The organism is Bradyrhizobium sp. HKCCYLRH2047 (assembly GCF_051168175.1).
Taxonomy (GTDB): Bacteria; Pseudomonadota; Alphaproteobacteria; order Rhizobiales; family Xanthobacteraceae; genus Bradyrhizobium.
The window spans coordinates 19,074-36,867 of record NZ_JBNPUM010000013.1 but is presented as its reverse complement, the minus strand read 5'-3'; the positions used below and the strand labels follow the sequence as shown (position 1 = coordinate 36,867).

The 17,794-nt window shown below is 66.8% G+C and carries 14 protein-coding genes and 1 pseudogene; 8 read left to right on the top strand and 7 right to left on the bottom strand.

All coding sequences use genetic code 11. The features are described 5' to 3' along the window. Positions 1-12: 12 nt before the first annotated feature. Both ACQR1D_RS26430 and ACQR1D_RS26425 read right to left on the bottom strand, forming a co-directional pair. Positions 13-1,407, bottom strand: coding sequence for a DUF5691 domain-containing protein (locus tag ACQR1D_RS26430; RefSeq protein ID WP_434838500.1), 1,395 nt, complete (start codon positions 1,405-1,407; stop codon positions 13-15). Between the two features lie 2 nt (positions 1,408-1,409). Continuing rightward, a complete protein-coding gene (locus ACQR1D_RS26425; protein WP_434838501.1) occupies positions 1,410-2,840 on the bottom strand; it encodes an SWIM zinc finger family protein in 1,431 nt (476 codons plus the stop codon). An 807-nt stretch (positions 2,841-3,647) separates the two neighbouring features. On the opposite strand from ACQR1D_RS26425, the gene ACQR1D_RS26420 reads away from it, so the two are divergent. Then, a complete protein-coding gene (locus ACQR1D_RS26420) occupies positions 3,648-3,971 on the top strand; it encodes a hypothetical protein (protein ID WP_434838502.1) in 324 nt (107 codons plus the stop codon). Between the two features lie 108 nt (positions 3,972-4,079). On the opposite strand, the gene ACQR1D_RS26415 is transcribed toward ACQR1D_RS26420, so the two are convergent. Continuing rightward, the gene (locus tag ACQR1D_RS26415; RefSeq protein ID WP_434838503.1) at positions 4,080-5,636 is read right to left on the bottom strand and encodes a glycosyltransferase family 39 protein; all 1,557 of its coding nucleotides are present in this window, start codon (positions 5,634-5,636) and stop codon (positions 4,080-4,082) included. Positions 5,637-6,069: 433 nt separating this feature from the next. On the opposite strand from ACQR1D_RS26415, the gene ACQR1D_RS26410 reads away from it, so the two are divergent. Then, positions 6,070-6,741 (top strand): response regulator transcription factor, encoded by a 672-nt coding sequence (locus tag ACQR1D_RS26410; RefSeq protein ID WP_315800459.1) that lies wholly within the window; start codon positions 6,070-6,072, stop codon positions 6,739-6,741. A gap of 5 nt (positions 6,742-6,746) precedes the next feature. Further along, complete coding sequence (locus ACQR1D_RS26405) at positions 6,747-8,186, top strand: sensor histidine kinase (RefSeq protein ID WP_434838504.1); 1,440 nt, start codon at positions 6,747-6,749, stop codon at positions 8,184-8,186. 31 nt (positions 8,187-8,217) lie between these two features. Here ACQR1D_RS26405 and ACQR1D_RS26400 read toward each other — a convergent pair whose 3' ends face one another. Continuing rightward, positions 8,218-9,381 carry a TAXI family TRAP transporter solute-binding subunit gene (locus ACQR1D_RS26400; protein ID WP_315800457.1) on the bottom strand — a complete coding sequence of 388 codons (1,164 nt, stop codon included), beginning with the start codon at positions 9,379-9,381 and terminating at the stop codon, positions 8,218-8,220. A 280-nt stretch (positions 9,382-9,661) separates the two neighbouring features. Further along, on the bottom strand, positions 9,662-10,612 hold the full coding sequence (locus ACQR1D_RS26395) for an aldo/keto reductase (RefSeq protein WP_434838669.1): 951 nt from the start codon (positions 10,610-10,612) through the stop codon (positions 9,662-9,664). Positions 10,613-10,861: 249 nt separating this feature from the next. On the opposite strand from ACQR1D_RS26395, the gene ACQR1D_RS26390 reads away from it, so the two are divergent. Further along, positions 10,862-12,106, top strand: coding sequence for an NF038122 family metalloprotease (locus tag ACQR1D_RS26390; protein ID WP_434838505.1), 1,245 nt, complete (start codon positions 10,862-10,864; stop codon positions 12,104-12,106). A 43-nt stretch (positions 12,107-12,149) separates the two neighbouring features. On the opposite strand, the gene ACQR1D_RS26385 is transcribed toward ACQR1D_RS26390, so the two are convergent. Then, complete coding sequence (locus tag ACQR1D_RS26385) at positions 12,150-13,337, bottom strand: TCR/Tet family MFS transporter (protein ID WP_434838506.1); 1,188 nt, start codon at positions 13,335-13,337, stop codon at positions 12,150-12,152. Between ACQR1D_RS26385 and ACQR1D_RS26380 the strand changes: the two genes are divergently transcribed. The 3 genes and pseudogenes from ACQR1D_RS26380 (at position 13,315) to ACQR1D_RS26370 (ending at position 14,266) form a co-directional block, all read left to right on the top strand. After that, entirely contained in the window at positions 13,315-13,599 is a 285-nt protein-coding gene (locus ACQR1D_RS26380; RefSeq protein ID WP_315800454.1) for a hypothetical protein, read from the top strand. The two genes, ACQR1D_RS26385 and ACQR1D_RS26380, sit on opposite strands and share 23 nt — an antisense overlap. Positions 13,600-13,665: 66 nt before the next feature. Next, positions 13,666-13,944 (top strand): annotated as a pseudogene (locus ACQR1D_RS26375) (type II toxin-antitoxin system RelE/ParE family toxin); the annotation flags it as partial. A gap of 16 nt (positions 13,945-13,960) precedes the next feature. After that, positions 13,961-14,266, top strand: coding sequence for a HigA family addiction module antitoxin (locus ACQR1D_RS26370; protein ID WP_316216715.1), 306 nt, complete (start codon positions 13,961-13,963; stop codon positions 14,264-14,266). Between the two features lie 84 nt (positions 14,267-14,350). On the opposite strand, the gene ACQR1D_RS26365 is transcribed toward ACQR1D_RS26370, so the two are convergent. Continuing rightward, a complete protein-coding gene (locus tag ACQR1D_RS26365) occupies positions 14,351-16,417 on the bottom strand; it encodes an acyltransferase family protein (RefSeq protein WP_434838670.1) in 2,067 nt (688 codons plus the stop codon). A gap of 293 nt (positions 16,418-16,710) precedes the next feature. On the opposite strand from ACQR1D_RS26365, the gene ACQR1D_RS26360 reads away from it, so the two are divergent. Next, on the top strand, positions 16,711-17,145 hold the full coding sequence (locus tag ACQR1D_RS26360) for a hypothetical protein (protein WP_434838507.1): 435 nt from the start codon (positions 16,711-16,713) through the stop codon (positions 17,143-17,145). The last annotated feature ends 649 nt before the right edge of the window (positions 17,146-17,794 follow it).

Below are 17,794 nucleotides of genomic sequence, written 5' to 3'. Positions count from 1 at the left end.
TTTGATTGCGCGTTACGTCGGCAACGCGAGAACGAGGTCGGCGAAATCCTTGGCCGCCCGCGCGGTGGCGGGGGACAGCGGCGTGAGCGTGGCGATGAAGGTGGGCATCGTCGCGCGCGGCATCAGCGCAGCCATGAGCACCAGCCGGCCGTCGTCCTTCTGCGCCGCCGGCGTCGTCGCGTCGGCGAGGTCCTGGATCGCCTTCTGCCAGACTTGCGACCCAAGCACGCGTTCGGCGACCTCCGCTGCGAGCGGCTGGCGTGCCTTCGCCGCGAGCGACATCAGCGCATATCCGTGCAGCGCGTCGCCGCCGCAGAGGCGCGCGCCGATGATGCGCAGCACGGTGTTGTCGTCGCCCTCGGCTGCGGCGGCATCCGTCAACAGCATGAGCACGCGGTGCTCGGATGGCGGCAGTGCGGCGATCAGCGCCTCGGGCGACACGCCGACCGCCCCGGCGAGAGCGGTCAGTTGCAGTCCGCCGAACAGCCGCTCGCGCAACGCCTCGGCCTCCTGCCATTTCAGGCCGTCGGCCGGCAGCTTGAAGGTCACTGTCGATGCCGAGCCGAGGCCGATCTTGGCGAGGAACGAGCCCGCGCGCTGGAAGCACTGCGCGGCCTCGGTCAGCCGGGTGCCGCGCTGGGCGCGTTCGGCGATGCGCGTGAGGAGCTGTGCGGCGATCTGCTTGATGCTGTCGGCGCGATCGGCACTCAGGCTCTCCAGAAACGGCTGGTCGTCGGGGCCGAGGCCGACCATCAGCGCATCGAGCAGCGCAGCGCGGACCGGCGCGGGCTCGCTCTTCCACACCGATTCGATCAGCGCGCGGCCGTCGGCAGGATTGTTGCGGCGCTGCTCCGCGACGAAGGCGCGGCGCTGCGCCTTTGGGAAGGTGGTCCAGTTCTCCAGGGTGATGCGTTCGAAGAACAGGCCCTTCGTCGCATCGTCATCGGCGTCGGAGGCGATCAGCGCCAGATAGGCGCGCTCGGCGAGGCCCTGGTCCTCGGCGTTGGCCTTGATGTGCGGCACGAGATCCGGCAAATCGAACGGATGCGGCCGGCAGCCCGCGGCCTGGATCCGGCGCAGCGCGAGCGGCAACGCGCTCGGCGCGAGCGACTTCTCGACGCTGCGCGTCAAGGCCTTGAGCGCGCGCCGCGCCGGTTCGGGCAGGATGGGCCGCGCGTCCTGGTGCAGCCGCAGGGCGGCATCCGCCAGGGGATCGGCGACAGGCGCCGTCGCGCCGGCAAAGCGCTGCCATTGCGCCGCCAGCGCCAGCAGCGGCAGCGCCGGCTCGCGTCCTTGCGGCAACAGCTCGGCGATCGCAGGCGGGGTCGTCAAGGGCTGCCGCGCCAGGCCAAGCAGGAAGGATTGGCGCAGGCGGGCATGGCTCTGGGGATCGATTGCGCTCGCCATCGTCAGCCCTCTTGATGCCAGCGGCCGAGCGCCGTTTCGGCGGCGAGCACCTGCGCAACGCGGCCGTCCCACAGACACAGCAGCGACAGGTCGTCGAGGCCGAGCAGCGGGGTCAGCTGGTCGAACTGGCTGCGTTCCACCGCGATCGCATCTCCGGCCTTGTCGGTGATGGCGAGCGCGCCCTTGCCGGCGGTGTGGAGCGTGACGCCCGCAAGCAGCAGCGGCCAGCGATCGAGCCACGGCAGGGCGGCGAGCCGCGCGGTGTAGTCCTGCAGCGCTGGTGCGAGCCCCGGCAGCGGCCGCGGCCAGGTCGCGGTCGCCGCCGTCTTGCGGCTCGCCAGCAGCCCGCGCAACGGCGCGGCGGACGGATAGAACACGACCTCGCCGTCGATGGTCTCCCCGGGCGCGAACGGAAATCCGGCGCCGCCGCCGGACACCGGCACGAAATCGACCAGCACCGCGGCGCGCGGCTGGCTGAGGTCATCGCCAGTGTTGACGAGCCATGTCTCGAGCCTGCGCAGCTTGTCCGGCTGCACCTCGGACAGGTTGGCGGCAACGATCCACACGCTGCTTGCGCGCGGCGCCGCGGCGTCCGCCAGCAGCTCCTCGCGGCGCGGCGACCAGCCGACCGCGCGTCGGACATCCTCGCGCAGCGGCGCCGGCAGGCGGTCCTGATGCCGGTAGGCCGAGGCGATCAAGGTCATCGTGCCGAGCTGCTCGATGGCGAGATCGGCGCGGCGATCCTCGCGGACACGAAACAGTTCGGACGAGAGCTGATCGAGCCGCGCAGCGAGGCCGCCGGCCTTGGCATCGACCAGCCGTGTCGACAGCGTGCGCGCGGCGGATGCGGCGCGGGTAGCGAAATCGGCAAGCCCCTGGTTGAGCTGATCCGCGATCCAGCGCTCCAGTTCGTCGAGCCCGGCGAGGATCGCGGCCTCGCGCTCGGCCCTGATGCGCTGGCGTTGCGCCTCGGCGCGCGCGGCAGCCTTTGGATCGGCGGGAGCAATCGTCGCGGTCTCTGCCAGCGCAGCATCGAGCGAAGGCGGCGCGCCCGCATCATCGCCCTCCGGCTTCGGCTTGCCCGGCGCGCGGCCGCTCGAGCCGCGCCGCCGCGCGCTCCAGTCGTCGACCCATTGCGGCGGGCTGGTGGTCTCGAACCGCTCCGGCTTGTCGACCCGCAGCCACAGCACCGCCAGCACATGTTTGCAGGGAAACTTGCGGCTGGGGCAGGTGCATTTGTAGCCGCTGCCTTCGGCTGCCGTGACCACGCGATACGGTGTCGCGCCGGAGCCCTGGCATTCGCCCCACAGCACCTCGGCATCGCTGCTCGCGGCGAGCACCGGCCAGTTCGCCGGCTTCACCAGCTTCAGCGCTGCGGCGAGTGAGGCCTGATCAGGCGCCAGCTCTTCGATTCGTTCGCGTGTCAGAGACACCCACTCTCCCAACCGGCTGATCGCGCGATGCCGCACTCCCTAGCAGATGGCGACGGAGCCACACAACAATTCAAGCGCGACGCCTGCCGATTTCCTTTCGCGTCGCACGGAACTGGGCGAACTGTGCAACGCTCGGCTTGTCACGCGCACGTCGGCGGAATTGCGCAATTTCCTGGGCGCGCATGCGGCGGACGTCGATGCTTCCGACGCTGTAGCTCAAACGGAACGACATCGCCGCTGCGCAGGCGAAACAGTTGGCGTGTGAAGGGCAGTAGCGCGCTGCCTGGCTCGTCGTCGTCCATCACGTCGAAGCCGGCTGTTCAAACGCGCGGGAATTGTTCCCGGTCATGCACTGATGAGATGCCCGGATCGTCTGCGTCGGACTGTAATCCTGCGGTAAGGCGCGTGACGCTAACTCCGAAGCGTCCTTACGACCGACATCACATCGGTTTCGCCATCGACAGCGGGTCATGATGAGCCAATGCTCGCCGTCTCTCGATGTGATGCCCGATCGGAAAGACATTGGAGCGGCGTCGCAGCCTTGAAGCCCGACCAGATCAGGTCGGCTCCGTCCCGCCTGCGGCACCTTCCATCATGAGCTGGCGCCGCATGGCTTCGAACGTCGTCGGAGTCCAGTGAGTGGGCCGTTCGGTTTGTGTCCCAGCCCCACACGTCCGAACGGCCTGCCATGATGGACCTGGCGTCACGCTCGCGCTCACACTCTCGCTGCGCCGTTTGTAATGATGCTGTAAGCCGCAGCCACGAGTCTCCCGCAACGACGGCTGAGCCGATCGCAAGGAGAACCCAATGAAACGAATTTGCGCGCTCATGATCGGGGCCTCGACCATCGCGGGCACGATCGCCACGCCGGCCAACGCCGGCGGAAATCGCGGAGCGGCGGTCGCCGCCGGCGTCGTCGGCGGTCTGGCGATCGGAGCCCTGATCGGGTCTGCGGCAACCGCCCGTTCCGCGCCGACCTATGTCGACAGCTACGAGGACTATCCGCCGCCGCGGGTCGTCTATCGTGGTCACCGCGTCTATGAGTATGACGCGGACGACGGCAACTATGGCGACGGCTATCTGTCCGGCTACCGCGACGGCTATTCCGACGGCTCCTGGGACAACGACTGAGACCGCCGCCCGAGCATACGATGCGAGGCCCCGCCGATGCGGGGCCTTGCTTTTTATCTGTATGCTCGGATCCGTCGACGCTGTTGCGCGTCCTGCGTTGCGTCAGCCCTATGGTTCGCTCGGCCGTGTCACCAGGAAGGCCACCACCGTTCGTGTGCAACCCGTCCAGCCGAGCAGCCGCGCCTGCACCGTGAACTCACGCCTGACGTAGTTGCCGGATCGGGCGGCCGCCGCTTCCGCGGCGCCGATACAATCCGCCTGGTCGCGAAAGCACAGCGAAATCCAGCCTTCGCTGCCAGAGTCCGCACCGGTCTTGTGGGCTGAGATGGGCAGACCGTAAGCGGGATGATCAGCGCTGTAGAAGGCGGTCGCGAGCGCAAGGCTCTCGGTGCCGCCGACATGCGCGAGCGGTGTCCCCGTCAGCTCCCGCCATAGCCGCGTCGCTTCCTGCGCGGTCTGCTGGTAGAAGGTGCGGCCTTCCTCATAGCCGTGCCGGTTGCGGTAGAAGGCGTGTAGCGGCGCCGCCACGATCGCGGCCAGCACGGCGATTCCGGCCGTCAGCACCGCGATGTTGACGGTGTGGAAGCGGGCGATCGGATAGCTGGCGCCGCCGACGATCACCACGACGAACAGGAACAGTCCCTGCAGCGCCCATAGCGACGGCAGGTCGGTGCCCATGAGCAGCGCGTTGATGACGGGCAAGGCGACGGTGCCGATGGCGATGTACGACAACAGCCGGAGGCCGTCGTTCAGCGTCGTCATCTCCGTGGTGAAGGACCTGATCCTGGCGCCGGCGACGATCAGCCAGGTCATGGCGGGCACGGCCATCGCGGCCGCGAGCCCCAAGATGAAGAACAGCGCATCGCGCGACGATGTCGCCAGGGTGGAGCGCGTGTGCATCAGCGCATGCTGGATGGGCGCGGTGCCATGCCCGGCCAGCCAGTCGAGATGCATCGACAGCGCGGCGATGCCGACGACCGTGGAGATCCATGGCGATGCCGAGGTGAAGTAGGCGCGCCGCTGCGGATGCGCCATGGCGGCGAAGAAAAAACTCATCACCAGGAAGATCGAGTAGTACTTACCGAGCACGGCGAGTGCGGTCGTCAGGCCCGCGGCGGCAGCCCAGGGCATCGTTCGCGTTTCAAACGCACGCAGGAAGCAGTAGGTAGCGAGCGGCCACGTCGCCAGTTGCACCGAGTTGGCGTTGAAGCGCTGCGCGTGGAACTGATAGGCCGGCGTCAGCATCAGCAGCAGCAGCACGATCACCCGCTTGTCGCCGGTGACGAAGCGGCGCGAGACGAGATCGACGAACCAGAGCGCCAGCGCCGCATTGGTCATCGCCATCAGGTGGAACGACCAGTCGGAAAGCGGGAAGACGGCGGTCCAGGCGCCGGCGATCCAGCCCATCAGCGGCGGATGCTTGTCGTAGCCCCAGGCGAACGTCCGCCCGAACGTCCAGGTCTCGATCACGTCAGGATGCAGGCCGGCGCCGGCATAGGCGATCGAAAGATAGACCGTCCACACGGCCACGAAGCACGCCAGCAACAGCGGCACGGCCCAGCCGGCCTCGATGCCGTCCAGCCAGCGCAGGAATGGACGACGCCAGGCCGCCGGATGACAGTCCGACCGTTCGGCAACGGTCGAGAACGCAAAGTCATGGAACATGTCGATGTCGATCAATGATGAGGCAAAGGATGTGACGCGCGATCGGCGGCCGCGGCCGACCAGGAACGGCGGATCGCCCGGTATGTCCGGTCGATCATGCGGCAGGCGTCATGCGGGCGAATCCTCGGCGCGTGTTTGAGCGCGCCAGTCTCGGCCAAGACGATTACGAAAGGCTGACGTTACCCGCCTGCCGGCTGATGGAAAATCGGATGTCCGCGGCGTGGCCCGTCATGCGACTGCAATAGCGCCGGCCGAGAAACCTTTCAGCTTGCAATCTGAGATGTCGCGACAGGCGCGCGATCGGCCTTGTCAGAACCAGTCAACTTCGACTGAGCGATGAAAAACAACGGTACTAGAACGCCGTCACGTAATCCTATTGTAATCCGTCCGTAATGATAGGAACAGCCGATTGTCGATGTTGCGGGAGGATGGCGTGCGCGTTCTGGTCGTTGAGGATGATCCGCAGCTCGGGCTCTGGCTGCGGGATGCACTCGCGACGGCGTTCGGCTCGTCGGACATCGTCACGACGCTCGACGAGGCGCGGGCGGCGATCGCGGTGCGCAATTTCGAGCTCGTGGTGATCGACCGCGGTCTTCCGGACGGCGACGGGCTGGCGCTCTTGCCGGACCTGCGGCAGCAGAAGCCGAGCCCCGCGACCGTGGTGCTGACGGCGCTCGACGATCCCGCCGACATCGCACGCGCGCTCGACGAAGGTGCGGACGACTACGTCGCCAAGCCATTCGAACCCATTGAACTAGTGGCACGGGCGCGGGCGGTGCTGCGCCGTCTGTTTCTCGACCGCGGCGCGATGGTCTCGATCGCCAATCTGGGCTTCGACATCGTCAACCGTGCGGTCTGCGTCGACGAGGCGCCGATCGTGGTGCCCAGGCGCGAACTTGCGATCCTCGAGGCGCTGGTTCGCCGCAGCGGGCGGGTGGTGCTGCGCGAGACATTGGAGACCGCAGCCTACGGCTTCGAGGACGAGATCCAGTCGAACGCGATCGAAGCCCATGTGTCGCGGCTGCGGCGCCGCCTGCGCGAGGCCAATTGCAAGGCCACGATCAGGCCGGTGCGCGGCCTCGGCTATCTCCTCAGCGGCGAGTGACGCAGATGAGGTGGCAGAAGCTCAGCCGCATCCGGCGCTCGATCACGCTGCTCTCCGCGACCCTGATCGCGGTCGTCACCACGATCATGCTGATCTGCGCCGCCGCCTTGCTGATCCGCTTCGGCGGCGACGATGACGGCACCTGGGGTGCGGCCGACGTCGCCGACGCGCTGAAGGAGGCCGTGGCCCGCGATGCCGGCGGCCGGCTGCTCGTCAAGCAGACGCCCCGCCTCGACACGATCATGCAGGAATTCCCGACGTTCTGGTATGTCGTCTCCGACAAGAGCGGCGAGGTGAGCTATGGGCCGATTCCGAAATGGCGGCCGCACAAGGGGCCGTCCTCGCAGGACGGCACCAGCTTCCTGGCCTATGCGATCGACGGCGAGACGAGGCGCCTGAAACGGATGACGGCGGTCCGGAATACGCCGGTCGGCGAGGTCTGGATCGAGACCGGCGGCGTCGCCTACACGTCGACGCAACTGATGATGGGCACCCTGACCGACGCGACGATCGTTGCGCTCCCGATCATCCTGGTCCTGGTCGCGACGGTGCTGGCGGCGCTGCTGTTCGTGCCGACGCTGATCGCGCGTCCGGTCCGAGCGGTCGCGCGCGCGGCCGAGATGATCGACGGCGTGCCCGACGGCCGAAGGCTGCCCGAGCGCGACGCGCCCGCCGAACTGCTGCCGCTGGTCACCGCCTTCAATCGTGCCCTGACGCGCATCGATCACGCCGCCGAGGCGCAGCGCAACTTCCTGTCCAACGCGGCCCATGAGCTGCGCACGCCGCTGACCAACGCGCGCACCATGCTGGAGGCGGTGCCGGATGCCGGCCTGCGCGCGAAGCTCGTCGGCGAGAACCAGAAGCTGTCGTCGATCGTCACCATGCTGCTGCAACTGGCGCGGATCTCGATGGAGCCGGACGAGCCTGGCGAGATCGACCTGGTCGCGCTGGCGCGGCGCGTCACCGCCGAGCACGTGCCGATGGCGCTGCAGGCCGGGCTCGAAATCGGCTTCGCCGGCTGCGATGCGCCGGTCCGGATCCGCGGCTCGGAGCCCGCGATCGCGGTCGCGCTCTCGAACCTGATCAGGAACGCGGTCGCGCATGCCGGCGCCGGCGGTCCCATCCTGGTCGAGGTCGACGCCGCCGCCCGCCTGCGCGTGATCGATTCGGGGCCCGGCCTGCAATCGGATCAGCCCGAACGGCTGCTGCAACCATTCGAGCGCGGCCACGCCCGCGGCGACGGCATGGGGCTCGGGCTCTCGATCGTGTCGCAGGTCATGGCGACGCATCAGGGCGGCGTCGCGCTGCGCGAGACGCCGGGCGGCGGCACCACCGTCGAGCTCAGCTTCGCGCGCGCCGTTCCTCAGCACTGCGACGCTGCGGATGCGGCGCTGCCGGCCGTCCGGCGCACGGCGGAGGAGGCGGGATTGCTGCCGCGCGCTTGACGCCGGAACGTCGCTTCCGGCGGTTCGATACTCAGCGCGGCTCCCTGCTGCGCTGCCACTTCAGGAAGTCGCTATAAAGTCTCGCGGCCTCGTCCGGCGACATCCGCGCCTGCGCCTTGCGCTCGTCGAGAAACTTGCGGAATTCGGCCGGGTTGGCATCCTGGCCCGGCGACTGCATCGCGCGGGCGCCGTCGAGCCATTCCTGCGCCGCCTTGAAGCGGATCATGCCCTGCACCGGCGCCGACAGCACGGTGTCGCGCCATTTCGGATGCCGCGGCGGCGACTGCAGCACCTGGATCTTGCCGAACAGCGCGTCGACGAACCGCGCGGTGCGGCGATAGCGTTCGCTGTTCTCCGGCCAGTTGTAGACCATGAGCACGGTGGAGGCCGCGACGGCGTCGACCTTCGTGCCCGGCGGCACCAGGTTGGGATATTCCTCCGACGAGAACGTCGTCGGCAGATAGATGTCCTGCAGCACGCGGTCATAGGGGACCGGCAGCAGATGCAGCCGGCCGCCCTCGTTCTTGATGCCCTTGATGATCGGCGCGTCCTTCGACACCGAGGCGATCCAGGCATCGCCCTGGCCGTCGATCAGCTTCTGCAGCCCGCCGGTCGGGTCGGTCTGCGAATCGATGTCGGCCTGGATGCCGAGCCGCCGGAAGATCGTGCGCGCCGCCGGGAGGCCGATCGAGCGCTCGGCGAACACGCGCTTGCCGTTGAGATCAGCGAGCGAGCGGATCTCGCGCCGCGCGATGATGTGAACGTCGTTGTGGAACAGCTTCGCAATGTAGCGCACGCGCTGGGCAATGTCTGGAATGTTGTATTCCGTCTTGACGAATTCCAGCGCGTCGGTGGCGACGAAGCCCATGTCGATGTTCTTCAGCATGACGATGTCGATGAGGTTCTGCGCCGAGCCCTTGCCGAGGATCGGCAGCACGCGCAGGCTCTCGCCATCATCCAGCACCGCCGCCATGTCGGAGCCCATCACCGACATCGGCCCGCCGATCGGCGCGGTGATCACGGTGACGGTGCCGGAGTTCAGCGCCTCGCGGTCCGGCAGCGTGCCCACCGGGGCGCCGGCCGGCGCGCGCTGCGGTGATTGCTGCGCCCGGGCGCTGCCGGTCGGCGCCACGAGGGATGACAGAACCGATGCAAATACGAATGCGCCAACAGCTACGCGCGCGACACGATTCACCGAACGCTTCCTCGATACATTCTAAATTAGAGGTGGACTTAGCAGTTCGATCCCGGCCGAAGTTTGGCCGCGAGGTGACGATCGGCGAAATGCTGCAAAGTCGCCCGGCCCGCTGCACGGCTGTGCTGAAAATGCGGTGCAGGAGCGTGATGCCGTGCGAGGACAGCTGCTGGCGGCGCCCTGTCCTCGATCACAGGCCGAGTTCAGTGGAGAACGATCGTCCTGCGTGCGTGTCGAAACGCCGCACGCTTGATTGAATGATGGCGCTGTCCGTGTGCGCTCACGCGCTCGCCGCATCGAGCCGCGCGACCTGGTCCGCGGTCAGCGCGAGCGACGTCGCCGCGACAAGGGTATCGACGTGTTCGGGCCTGGTGGCGCTGGCGATCGGCGCCGTCACCGACGGCTTGGCCAGCAGCCACGCCAGTGCGATCGAGGCCTGCTGCGCCCCGGTCTCCCTCGCGACCGAATCCAGCGCGGCGAGGATGCGCATGCCGCGCTCGTTCAAGTATTTCGGTATGCTGCGCTGGCCGCGCGGGCTCTTGCCGAAATCGGCCTCCGAGCGGTACTTGCCGGTGAGGAAGCCGGCGGCCAGCGAGAAGAAGGTGATGACGCCGACGCCGTTGTCCTCGCAGACGCGCTGCAGCGCGCCTTCGTAGGATGCGCGCTCGGCGAGGCTGTATTCCGGCTGCAGGCTCTCATAGCGCGGCAGGCTGTTCGCCTTGGAGATGTCGAGCGCGGCCTGCAGCCGCTCCGCCGAGAAGTTCGAGGCGCCGATGACCCGCACCTTGCCGGCCTTGATCAGCCTGTCATAGGCCGCCAGCGTCTCCTCCTGCGGCGTCGCCTCGTCGTCCTTGTGCGACTGATAGAGATCGATCACGTCGGTCTGCAGCCGGCGCAAGCTATCCTCCACCGCGCGCGCGATGTAGTCGTCCTTCAGCCCGACCTTGCCGTCGCCCATGTCCATGCCGACCTTGGTGGCGAGGATGACGCGATCGCGGTTGCCGCGCAGCTTCATCCATTTGCCGATGATGGTCTCGGACTCGCCGCCGGTGTGGCCGGGCACCCAGCGCGAATAGACGTCCGCCGTGTCGAGGAAGTTGAGCCCGGACTCCAGCACCTTGTCGAGCAGGCGGAACGAGGCTGCCTCGTCCACCGTCCAGCCGAACACGTTGCAGCCGAAGCAGAGGGGCGGAACGTTGAGGCCGGACCGGCCGAGCGGGCGCATCTTCATGGGGAGGCTCTCGATGATGATGTTGGATCGATCTGTGGCGGACGCCTGCCGCAGATTGCCGTCATTCGCCGCGCGTGACCAGCGCGGCAGGAGCATGGCGGGGCTTCCCGGCCGCATCCAAACCATGGCGCGGCTGCCCCGAAGAGGGTCCGGCCGCGTCAGACTTTTCACTCACTTGCCGATGATGGTCGCGGCTTGCGAACGCCTCGCAGCTGGAGACGCGGGGGTCATGATCGAGGAGTCCGTCTGATGAACACGCTGACCTATGACCAGCTCGGACTGAGCTCGGAGGGCCTGATGATGCCGGACCCGGCCGCGGCGGCGAAGACCACGACCATCAATACGGCCGCGGCCGCCTCGCCGTTCGTGCTGCCGCCCGGCGCGGTGTCGGATCCGGTGGTGCATGCCGACGGCTCCGAGACGGTGGCGGTTCACACCGGCGGTCTGACCTTCAACCTCACCTTCGATGCCGCCGCGGCGGCTGCGCCCGAAAGCTTCCGCGCCGGCGTCGAACAGGCGGCGGCGATCCTGTCCTCGGCGATCACCGATCAGGCCACGGTGAACCTCGCGATCGATTTCGCCGGCACCGGCGGCGGCGCCGGCGCCAATGTCAGCAACGGCGTGCTCGCCAACTATACGCAGCTCCGAACCGATCTGCAGGATCACGCGGCGGCCGGGGACACCGTGTTCGACAATCTGCCGACGACCAGGGCGGTGCAGGGCCATTCCCAGGTGTTCGTCGCCAACGCGCAGGCCAAGGTGCTCGGGCTGATCGATCCAAACAGCACGACGACGGAGGACGGCTTCGCCATCTTCAACACCGACATCCCGACTCAGTCCCTGGTCGGCGTCGCGCTGCACGAATTGTCGCATGCGCTCGGGCGCGTACCGTCGCCGGGCAATCTCGACATCTTCGACCTGTTCGATTTCACCAAGCCGGGACAGCATCTGATCAACAACAACATCGCCGCCGGCCCTCCCGCCTATTTCTCGCTCGACGGCGGCGTGACCAAGATCGCCGATTATGGCCAGATGTCCGACCCGGCCGACTTCCTCAACACCGGCATCCAGGGCGCGCGCGATCCCTTGAACGAGTTCTACAACCCGACCACGTCGCAGACGCTGTCGCCGATCGACCTCGTCGTGCTGGAGACGCTTGGCTACAACATCAAGGCTCCCGACACGCAGGCGCTGCTGGCCCAGATCCCGCAGGCCGCAGGCGTCGCCGCGCCGGTGCAGACGCCGGCGCAGGCCGCCGCCATCGCCTCGGCGGTGGCGGCCGAGACCGCCGCCAGCCTGGCCAAGCTCGGTGACGCCCCAGGCGCCGCGCAGGTGCTGGCGAACGCGCAGGCCGATGCGGCCGACGCCAATGCCGGTTCTAGCGCCCATGCCAGCGGCCTGATGCAGGAAGCAGCGGTCCACGACTCCTATGCCGGCAACTCCCACTACGACGCCATGATGGCCCTGCACCTGCACAGCATCACCGCGAACTGAGAGGTCCCGACACAAGTGCGGCGCAGGCGATCGCTCCGAGACGTCAGGGCACGGACGCCGCCTTGGCCGGGCGCAGGGTGACGACGACGGGAATGGCGATCGCGTAGATGGCGACGACCGACAGCCAGATCGCCCCGGGCCATTGCTCCCTGACGGCGAAGTACAGGCTCGAGAAGCCGAGCGGCGCAACGATCGAGGCGAGGCTGACGGTGGCGGCGAGCACGCCCTGGAACTGGCCCTGTAAATTCTCGTCGACCTGCCGGGTGGCGAGCGACTGCAGGGCCGGCATGCCCATGCCGCCGAGCGCGAACAGCGGCATGGCGCCAAACACCATCCAGCTCTGCCTGGCGAACGCCATGGCCGTGAGAGCCGTGCAGACACAGGTCACCCCGGTCAGGATGGCGCCGCGCTCGCTCAGCAATCTCACCGCCGGACCGGGAAGGAATATCTGGGCCAGCATCTGGCACACGCCGAAGGCGCCGAGCGACAGGCCGATCCAAAGACCACTCCAGTGGAAGGTGTCGCCACCCCACAGCGCCCAGCAGACGCCATAGGCCTCGCCGGTCGCGCTGAACAGGAAGAAGAGGAGAACCACCGGCAGCAGGCTCTTGACGGCGAGCACCCAGCGCAATGGCCGCAGCGGGTTGAGGACCGCGATCTCGATCCTGCCAGGGTCCGGTGGTCGCGTCTCCGGCAGCATCAGCAACGCCAGCACGACGTTGCATCCGTTCAATACCGCCGCCGCGACGAACGGCAGCCGCAGCCAATGGTCGCCGAGCGCGCCGCCGAGCACGGGCCCGATGATGAATCCCATGCCGAACATCGCATTGAGGAGTCCGAAGCGGCGGGCTCGCTCCTCCTCGGCAGAGATGTCAGTGATGTAGGCCGTGGCCACCGAGACGTTTGCGCTGGTGACGCCGGCGATGGCGCGGCCGAGCAGGAGCATCCAGAGATCGGACGCCGCGGCCAGGAACAGGTAGTTGACGATGGCGCCGGTCAGCGAGACCAGCAGCAGCGGGCGCCGGCCGAGCCGATCGCTCAGCGAGCCCAGCACCGGCGCGCAGATGAACTGCATCGCGGCGTAGAGCGCCGTCATGACGCCGAGAAGGGACGCCACGTTGTCGGCGTGCGTCACGTCGTGCAGCAGCGACGGCAGGATCGGAAAGATCAGCCCGATGCCGGCGGCATCGAGCACGATGGTCAGATAGATGACGGCAACAGCCCTGGTCATGGCGCGCTCCGGTCCACGCGAGCCGATGGCGCAGATACGCGCGACCGCTCGCTGGAGCCTGACGATCGGTCAGGCGATTGATGTGTGGGAGACGCTGGGCCGGTCCATGCCAGAACGGCAGATGGACGGCTTGTACTCGGCCGCAGGCAACGGCCGCTTTTCGCGACAGGCGCCATCTACACGCGGCGATCGGGTAGCGCAAGCCGCTTTTTTCCGAACGCCGATCGGCGCGTTCGATGCATGGTCGAGCGCCGGTCAGTGAGCGCTCCGCCGCAGCAGGTACTAAGCGGTCGCTTGACGATGTATCATCAACTGATACATATCCGCCATGATCAGAAGCTTCCGGGGCAAATCACCGAAGCCGTGTTCCAATGGCGAAAGCACGAAAGGCTTTCCGTCCGATTTGGTCAAGGTGGCTCGTCGGAAGCTGCGCTACCTCAACGCCGCGGCCGATCTCGGCGACTTGAAATCGCCTCCCGGCAATCGCCTCGAGGCGCTCGTTGGAGATCGCCACGGACAGCATTCGATCCGCATCAACGATCAGTTCCGGGTGTGCTTCGTCTGGACGGCAGAAGGCCCCGCGGAGGTGGAAGTCGTGGACTATCACGAGAAGGGACGCTGCGATGACCAAGAAACTCAAGCCCATGCACCCCGGGGAGGTTCTGCGCGAGGAATTCCTCATTCCGCTCAAGATGTCCGCCGGTGCCCTCGCCAAAGTGTGCGGCCTGCCGCGGACACGGATCGAGCGCATTGCCAGCGAGCAGACCGGCATCACGGCCGACACCGCGCTCCGGCTCGCCAAGGCGCTCGACACGACGCCGGAGCTCTGGCTCAATCTGCAGACCGACTACGACGTCCAGATCGCGAAGCGCGATCTCGGCAAGATTCTCGATCGTATCGCGACGGTGAACAAGCCGCGGGCGGCTTGAGCGGACGGGTCGGGCGATGGCAGGCAGACGTCGATGGGCTGTCCCGGGGCGTCTCGTGCTCCGCCCCAGCAATGCGCCGTATCTTCACTGCACGGCCGGCCGGTCGTCGAGAGCCCCCGTCCAGCCATGCGGTTGCGCATCGCTGCGCGTGCCCGGCGGCTGGACGTCGCGTTGGATCAAGGGCGTGAGCAGGTGCTCGGCGAGATAGAGCGATGCAAGCGGGCGCAGGTGCGCGTTGTCGAAGCTCACGAGACCCTCGCGCCGGTTGCGATCGAGATAGATGAGGCAGCCTTCTCGGTTGCAGAAGAAGTCGTGAAGACTCTGGTACTCGAACGGTTCGTTGGCCTGGAGCTCGTTTCGAAATGCCTTGTCGATGCCGAGCGCATGCTGGTCGAGGTGCGTCGAGATTCGCGCCGGTGTGAACTGCCAATAATGCTGCATGACCACCTTGAAGAGGAACGGCTCCCAATGAGGCGCCAGTCCGAGCACGATCACCCGTTTCACGCCGATCCGTTTGATGTCCCGTGATGCTTCGCGCAGGTACTCCGTATCGAAGGAATTGTTGAACGAGATGACCACGACATCAGGAACGACCTTCTTGATCGTCGACAGCGCAAACGAGTTGGACGTCTCGCAGTAGTCGGTCGTCAGTTTGGCCAGGTCGATCGGGTGTGGACGGCAACCCGACGCATAGACGAGCAGCAGGGACGTATCGGCTGGAAGCGTCTTTCGTAAGCCGTAGAAGAGATGGGCCGAATGAGAGTCGCCCCAGAGCAGCACCGTTCTGCGGGAGTGGCTGGTGTAGCAGTCCGGGCTGATGCCGTCCCGCGGGACGCGCGTGGGAAGGGGGCTCTCGAAGTTGTAGAAGTTGCATTGGTTCTGGTTGATCTCCACCAGCTCTTCCCGGGCCGGCGACACGCCCGTGCGGAACGAATCGAAATAGGCTGCGTAGCTGTTCAGATCGCCCGGCTGAAAGGTCCAGCCGTAGGTCATGACCAGGGCGCCGATTCCAGCGAGCGTCGCCAGGGCACCGCCGAGCAGCGGGACCGAGCGCAAGGGCGATTGCCCGAACCGGATTGGACGTTCGAGAAATCGATAGGTGATCCAGGCCAGACCGGCGCTCAGCGCGACGACGCCGCAGCGCAGCGGCGCGGAGCCCGCCTCGCCCATCCAGGCCCGGGTCAGGACGAGCAGGGGCCAGTGCCAGAGATAGAGCGGGTAGCTGATCAGCCCGATTCCGACCAGGACAGGATGCGAAAGAATCCGGCGGGCGACCCAGCTAGACGGTCCGGCGCCGACGAGCATGCAGGTCGCTGCGACAGGCAGCAGTGCCGCCCACCCGGGAAATGGCGTATTTCTCGAAATCAGGATCAGGCTCGCCGCCAACAGAGCTATTCCCGACGCCGCGAGCCGATCGGAAACGACCGATCGATGTCCCGTGTCAGGGACGGCGCCGAGGAGCGGCCTGGTGTATGGCGACGATGCGATCGCCAGCAGACCGCCTGCAAACAGCTCCCATGCGCGCGTGAGCGGGGAGTAGAATGCCTCGGTCGGGCTCGTGCCCATGGCTCTGATGTTCAGCAGAAATGACCCGACGAGCAGCAGCCCCACGAGGTACGGCAAGGCGCGCTTCCTTGTCCGCCAGCACAGCCACAGCAGCAGCGGCCAGAGGATGTAATATTGCTCTTCGATGCCGAGCGACCACAGGTGAAGCAGCGGCTTCGTTTCCGCGGCCAGGTCGAAATAGTTGGCCTCCTTCCAGAACAGCAGGTTCGCGGCAAATCCGGCGCTCGCCGCGACCTGCTTGCCGAGCTCCTTGTATTCGTCGGTGTACAGAAGAATGCACCCGAGCAGGAGGACGGCCAAGAGAACCACGATGAGCGCAGGGAAGATGCGCTTGACACGGCGCGCGTAGAAGGTCCGCAGACGAAATGATCCGTTCGCCAGATCCGCAACGATGATCGAGGTGATCAGGAACCCGGATATGACGAAGAAGATGTCGACTCCGATGAAGCCGCCGCGAAGCACATGGGGAAAGGCGTGGAACACGACGACGGACATCACTGCGACAGCTCTCAGTCCGTCGATCTCCGGCCTGTAGGCCGTGCCGACCACGGGAACCGGTTTCGAGCCGGCCGCTGGCGCATGCATGTGCGCTCTCTCCCCAAAAGAACGTTCGGCTTCCAATCGGCTTGGCTGCCGTCAATTGCGCGAAAATTTCTATTTCACAATTATGACGGATAGAGCGGGCCAGACGCAATCATGAATGACTTCGTGAGGAGGTCGTCGCCGGGTCGGTCGAGAAGGTCGAAGCCGCCCGCGGTGACCCCGCGCGGGCCCATGATGCCGCGTGGCTATTGTCTGTCTCCAGCGAACCGACGTATGTGAAGCCGGTGGCACGATGATCGCTCGGGGCGATGCGATCGAGCGCAGGGGGATGGACGATGGGGATCAAGGCAGCTCTGCCTGCGGCAGCGATCGCCGTTCTGATGGCCGGTGGATGTGCGATGTCGCCGGAGGGACTCGACTCGCGCGACGTCGCCGACAGCAGAAGCTTTTCCGAAAGCTACGAGGAAATCTATCGCCGCCTGATGGAGACCGGCAAAAGCTGTAATCCGCCCGTCCGGGTGTTTGGCAATCCGGCCAACCCGGGCGGGGGACAGATCGAAGCCGAAGGCGAGCTGCACCGCGACCGCGGCTTTGCGGAGTTTCGCCTGGTCGCGGGCAGCTATGGGGCCCGGATGAACTACTTCGCCTCGGCGCGCATCGAAAAGTCCGGCTCCGGATCGCGCGTGAGCATCAAGGTCAGCAATCCGCTGGGAGCAGGCCCCCTGAGCAGCCGGATCTATCGATGGGCCAGTGGGGATTCGAGCTGTTAGCGACTGCGAGAGGCGCTGCAATGACTAATACGACCCGTCAGCACGGCGGGCAATTCCCGCATCCCCCTCATGCGCAAACTGCCCGTCGAGCCAGTTTGTCGCATGCTGCGCGCCTTGTGTCGTCGGGCAAATCAAGTGGATGCTCTCGGCCATCCCGTTCGCGATGAAGAGGGGCGTTTCGGCCGATCGTCACGGAGCGTAGCAAGCGGGGAGCGGTGGACGTGTCGGGCTCGGGGCTTTCGCGCAAGCGGGCCGGCGAATGAGCCCGGGACGTACGGTCAAGTCGCTTGGTCCTGGCCTCCCGACGCTGAGGTCAAGCTGGTCGATGATGCGGAGACGCGTCTCGGCGGTGATGGGGGCAAACAAGCCCGGTCCCCAGGGAGATCGCGAAGCAGCCGTTAAAGCCAGCGCGCGGGGAAGGCCGGGTCGTCCGGCTGGACCTGTGGTACCTGCCGCCTGCATTTTTTTCTGCAGGCGGGCCACGGGCCTCAGTCGAGGTCCGGTCTTCCCCGCGCCCTCTCATTGTCGAGGGCGATGTCGGCAGCATCACCTGGGCGCGGATGGCGTCGCGGGAGTGCGGTGGGCTGTTCGGAAAAAGCGTGGAGTGGATGTGGTGGCGGGAACGGGCGCGGATGCGTCACAGACGCCG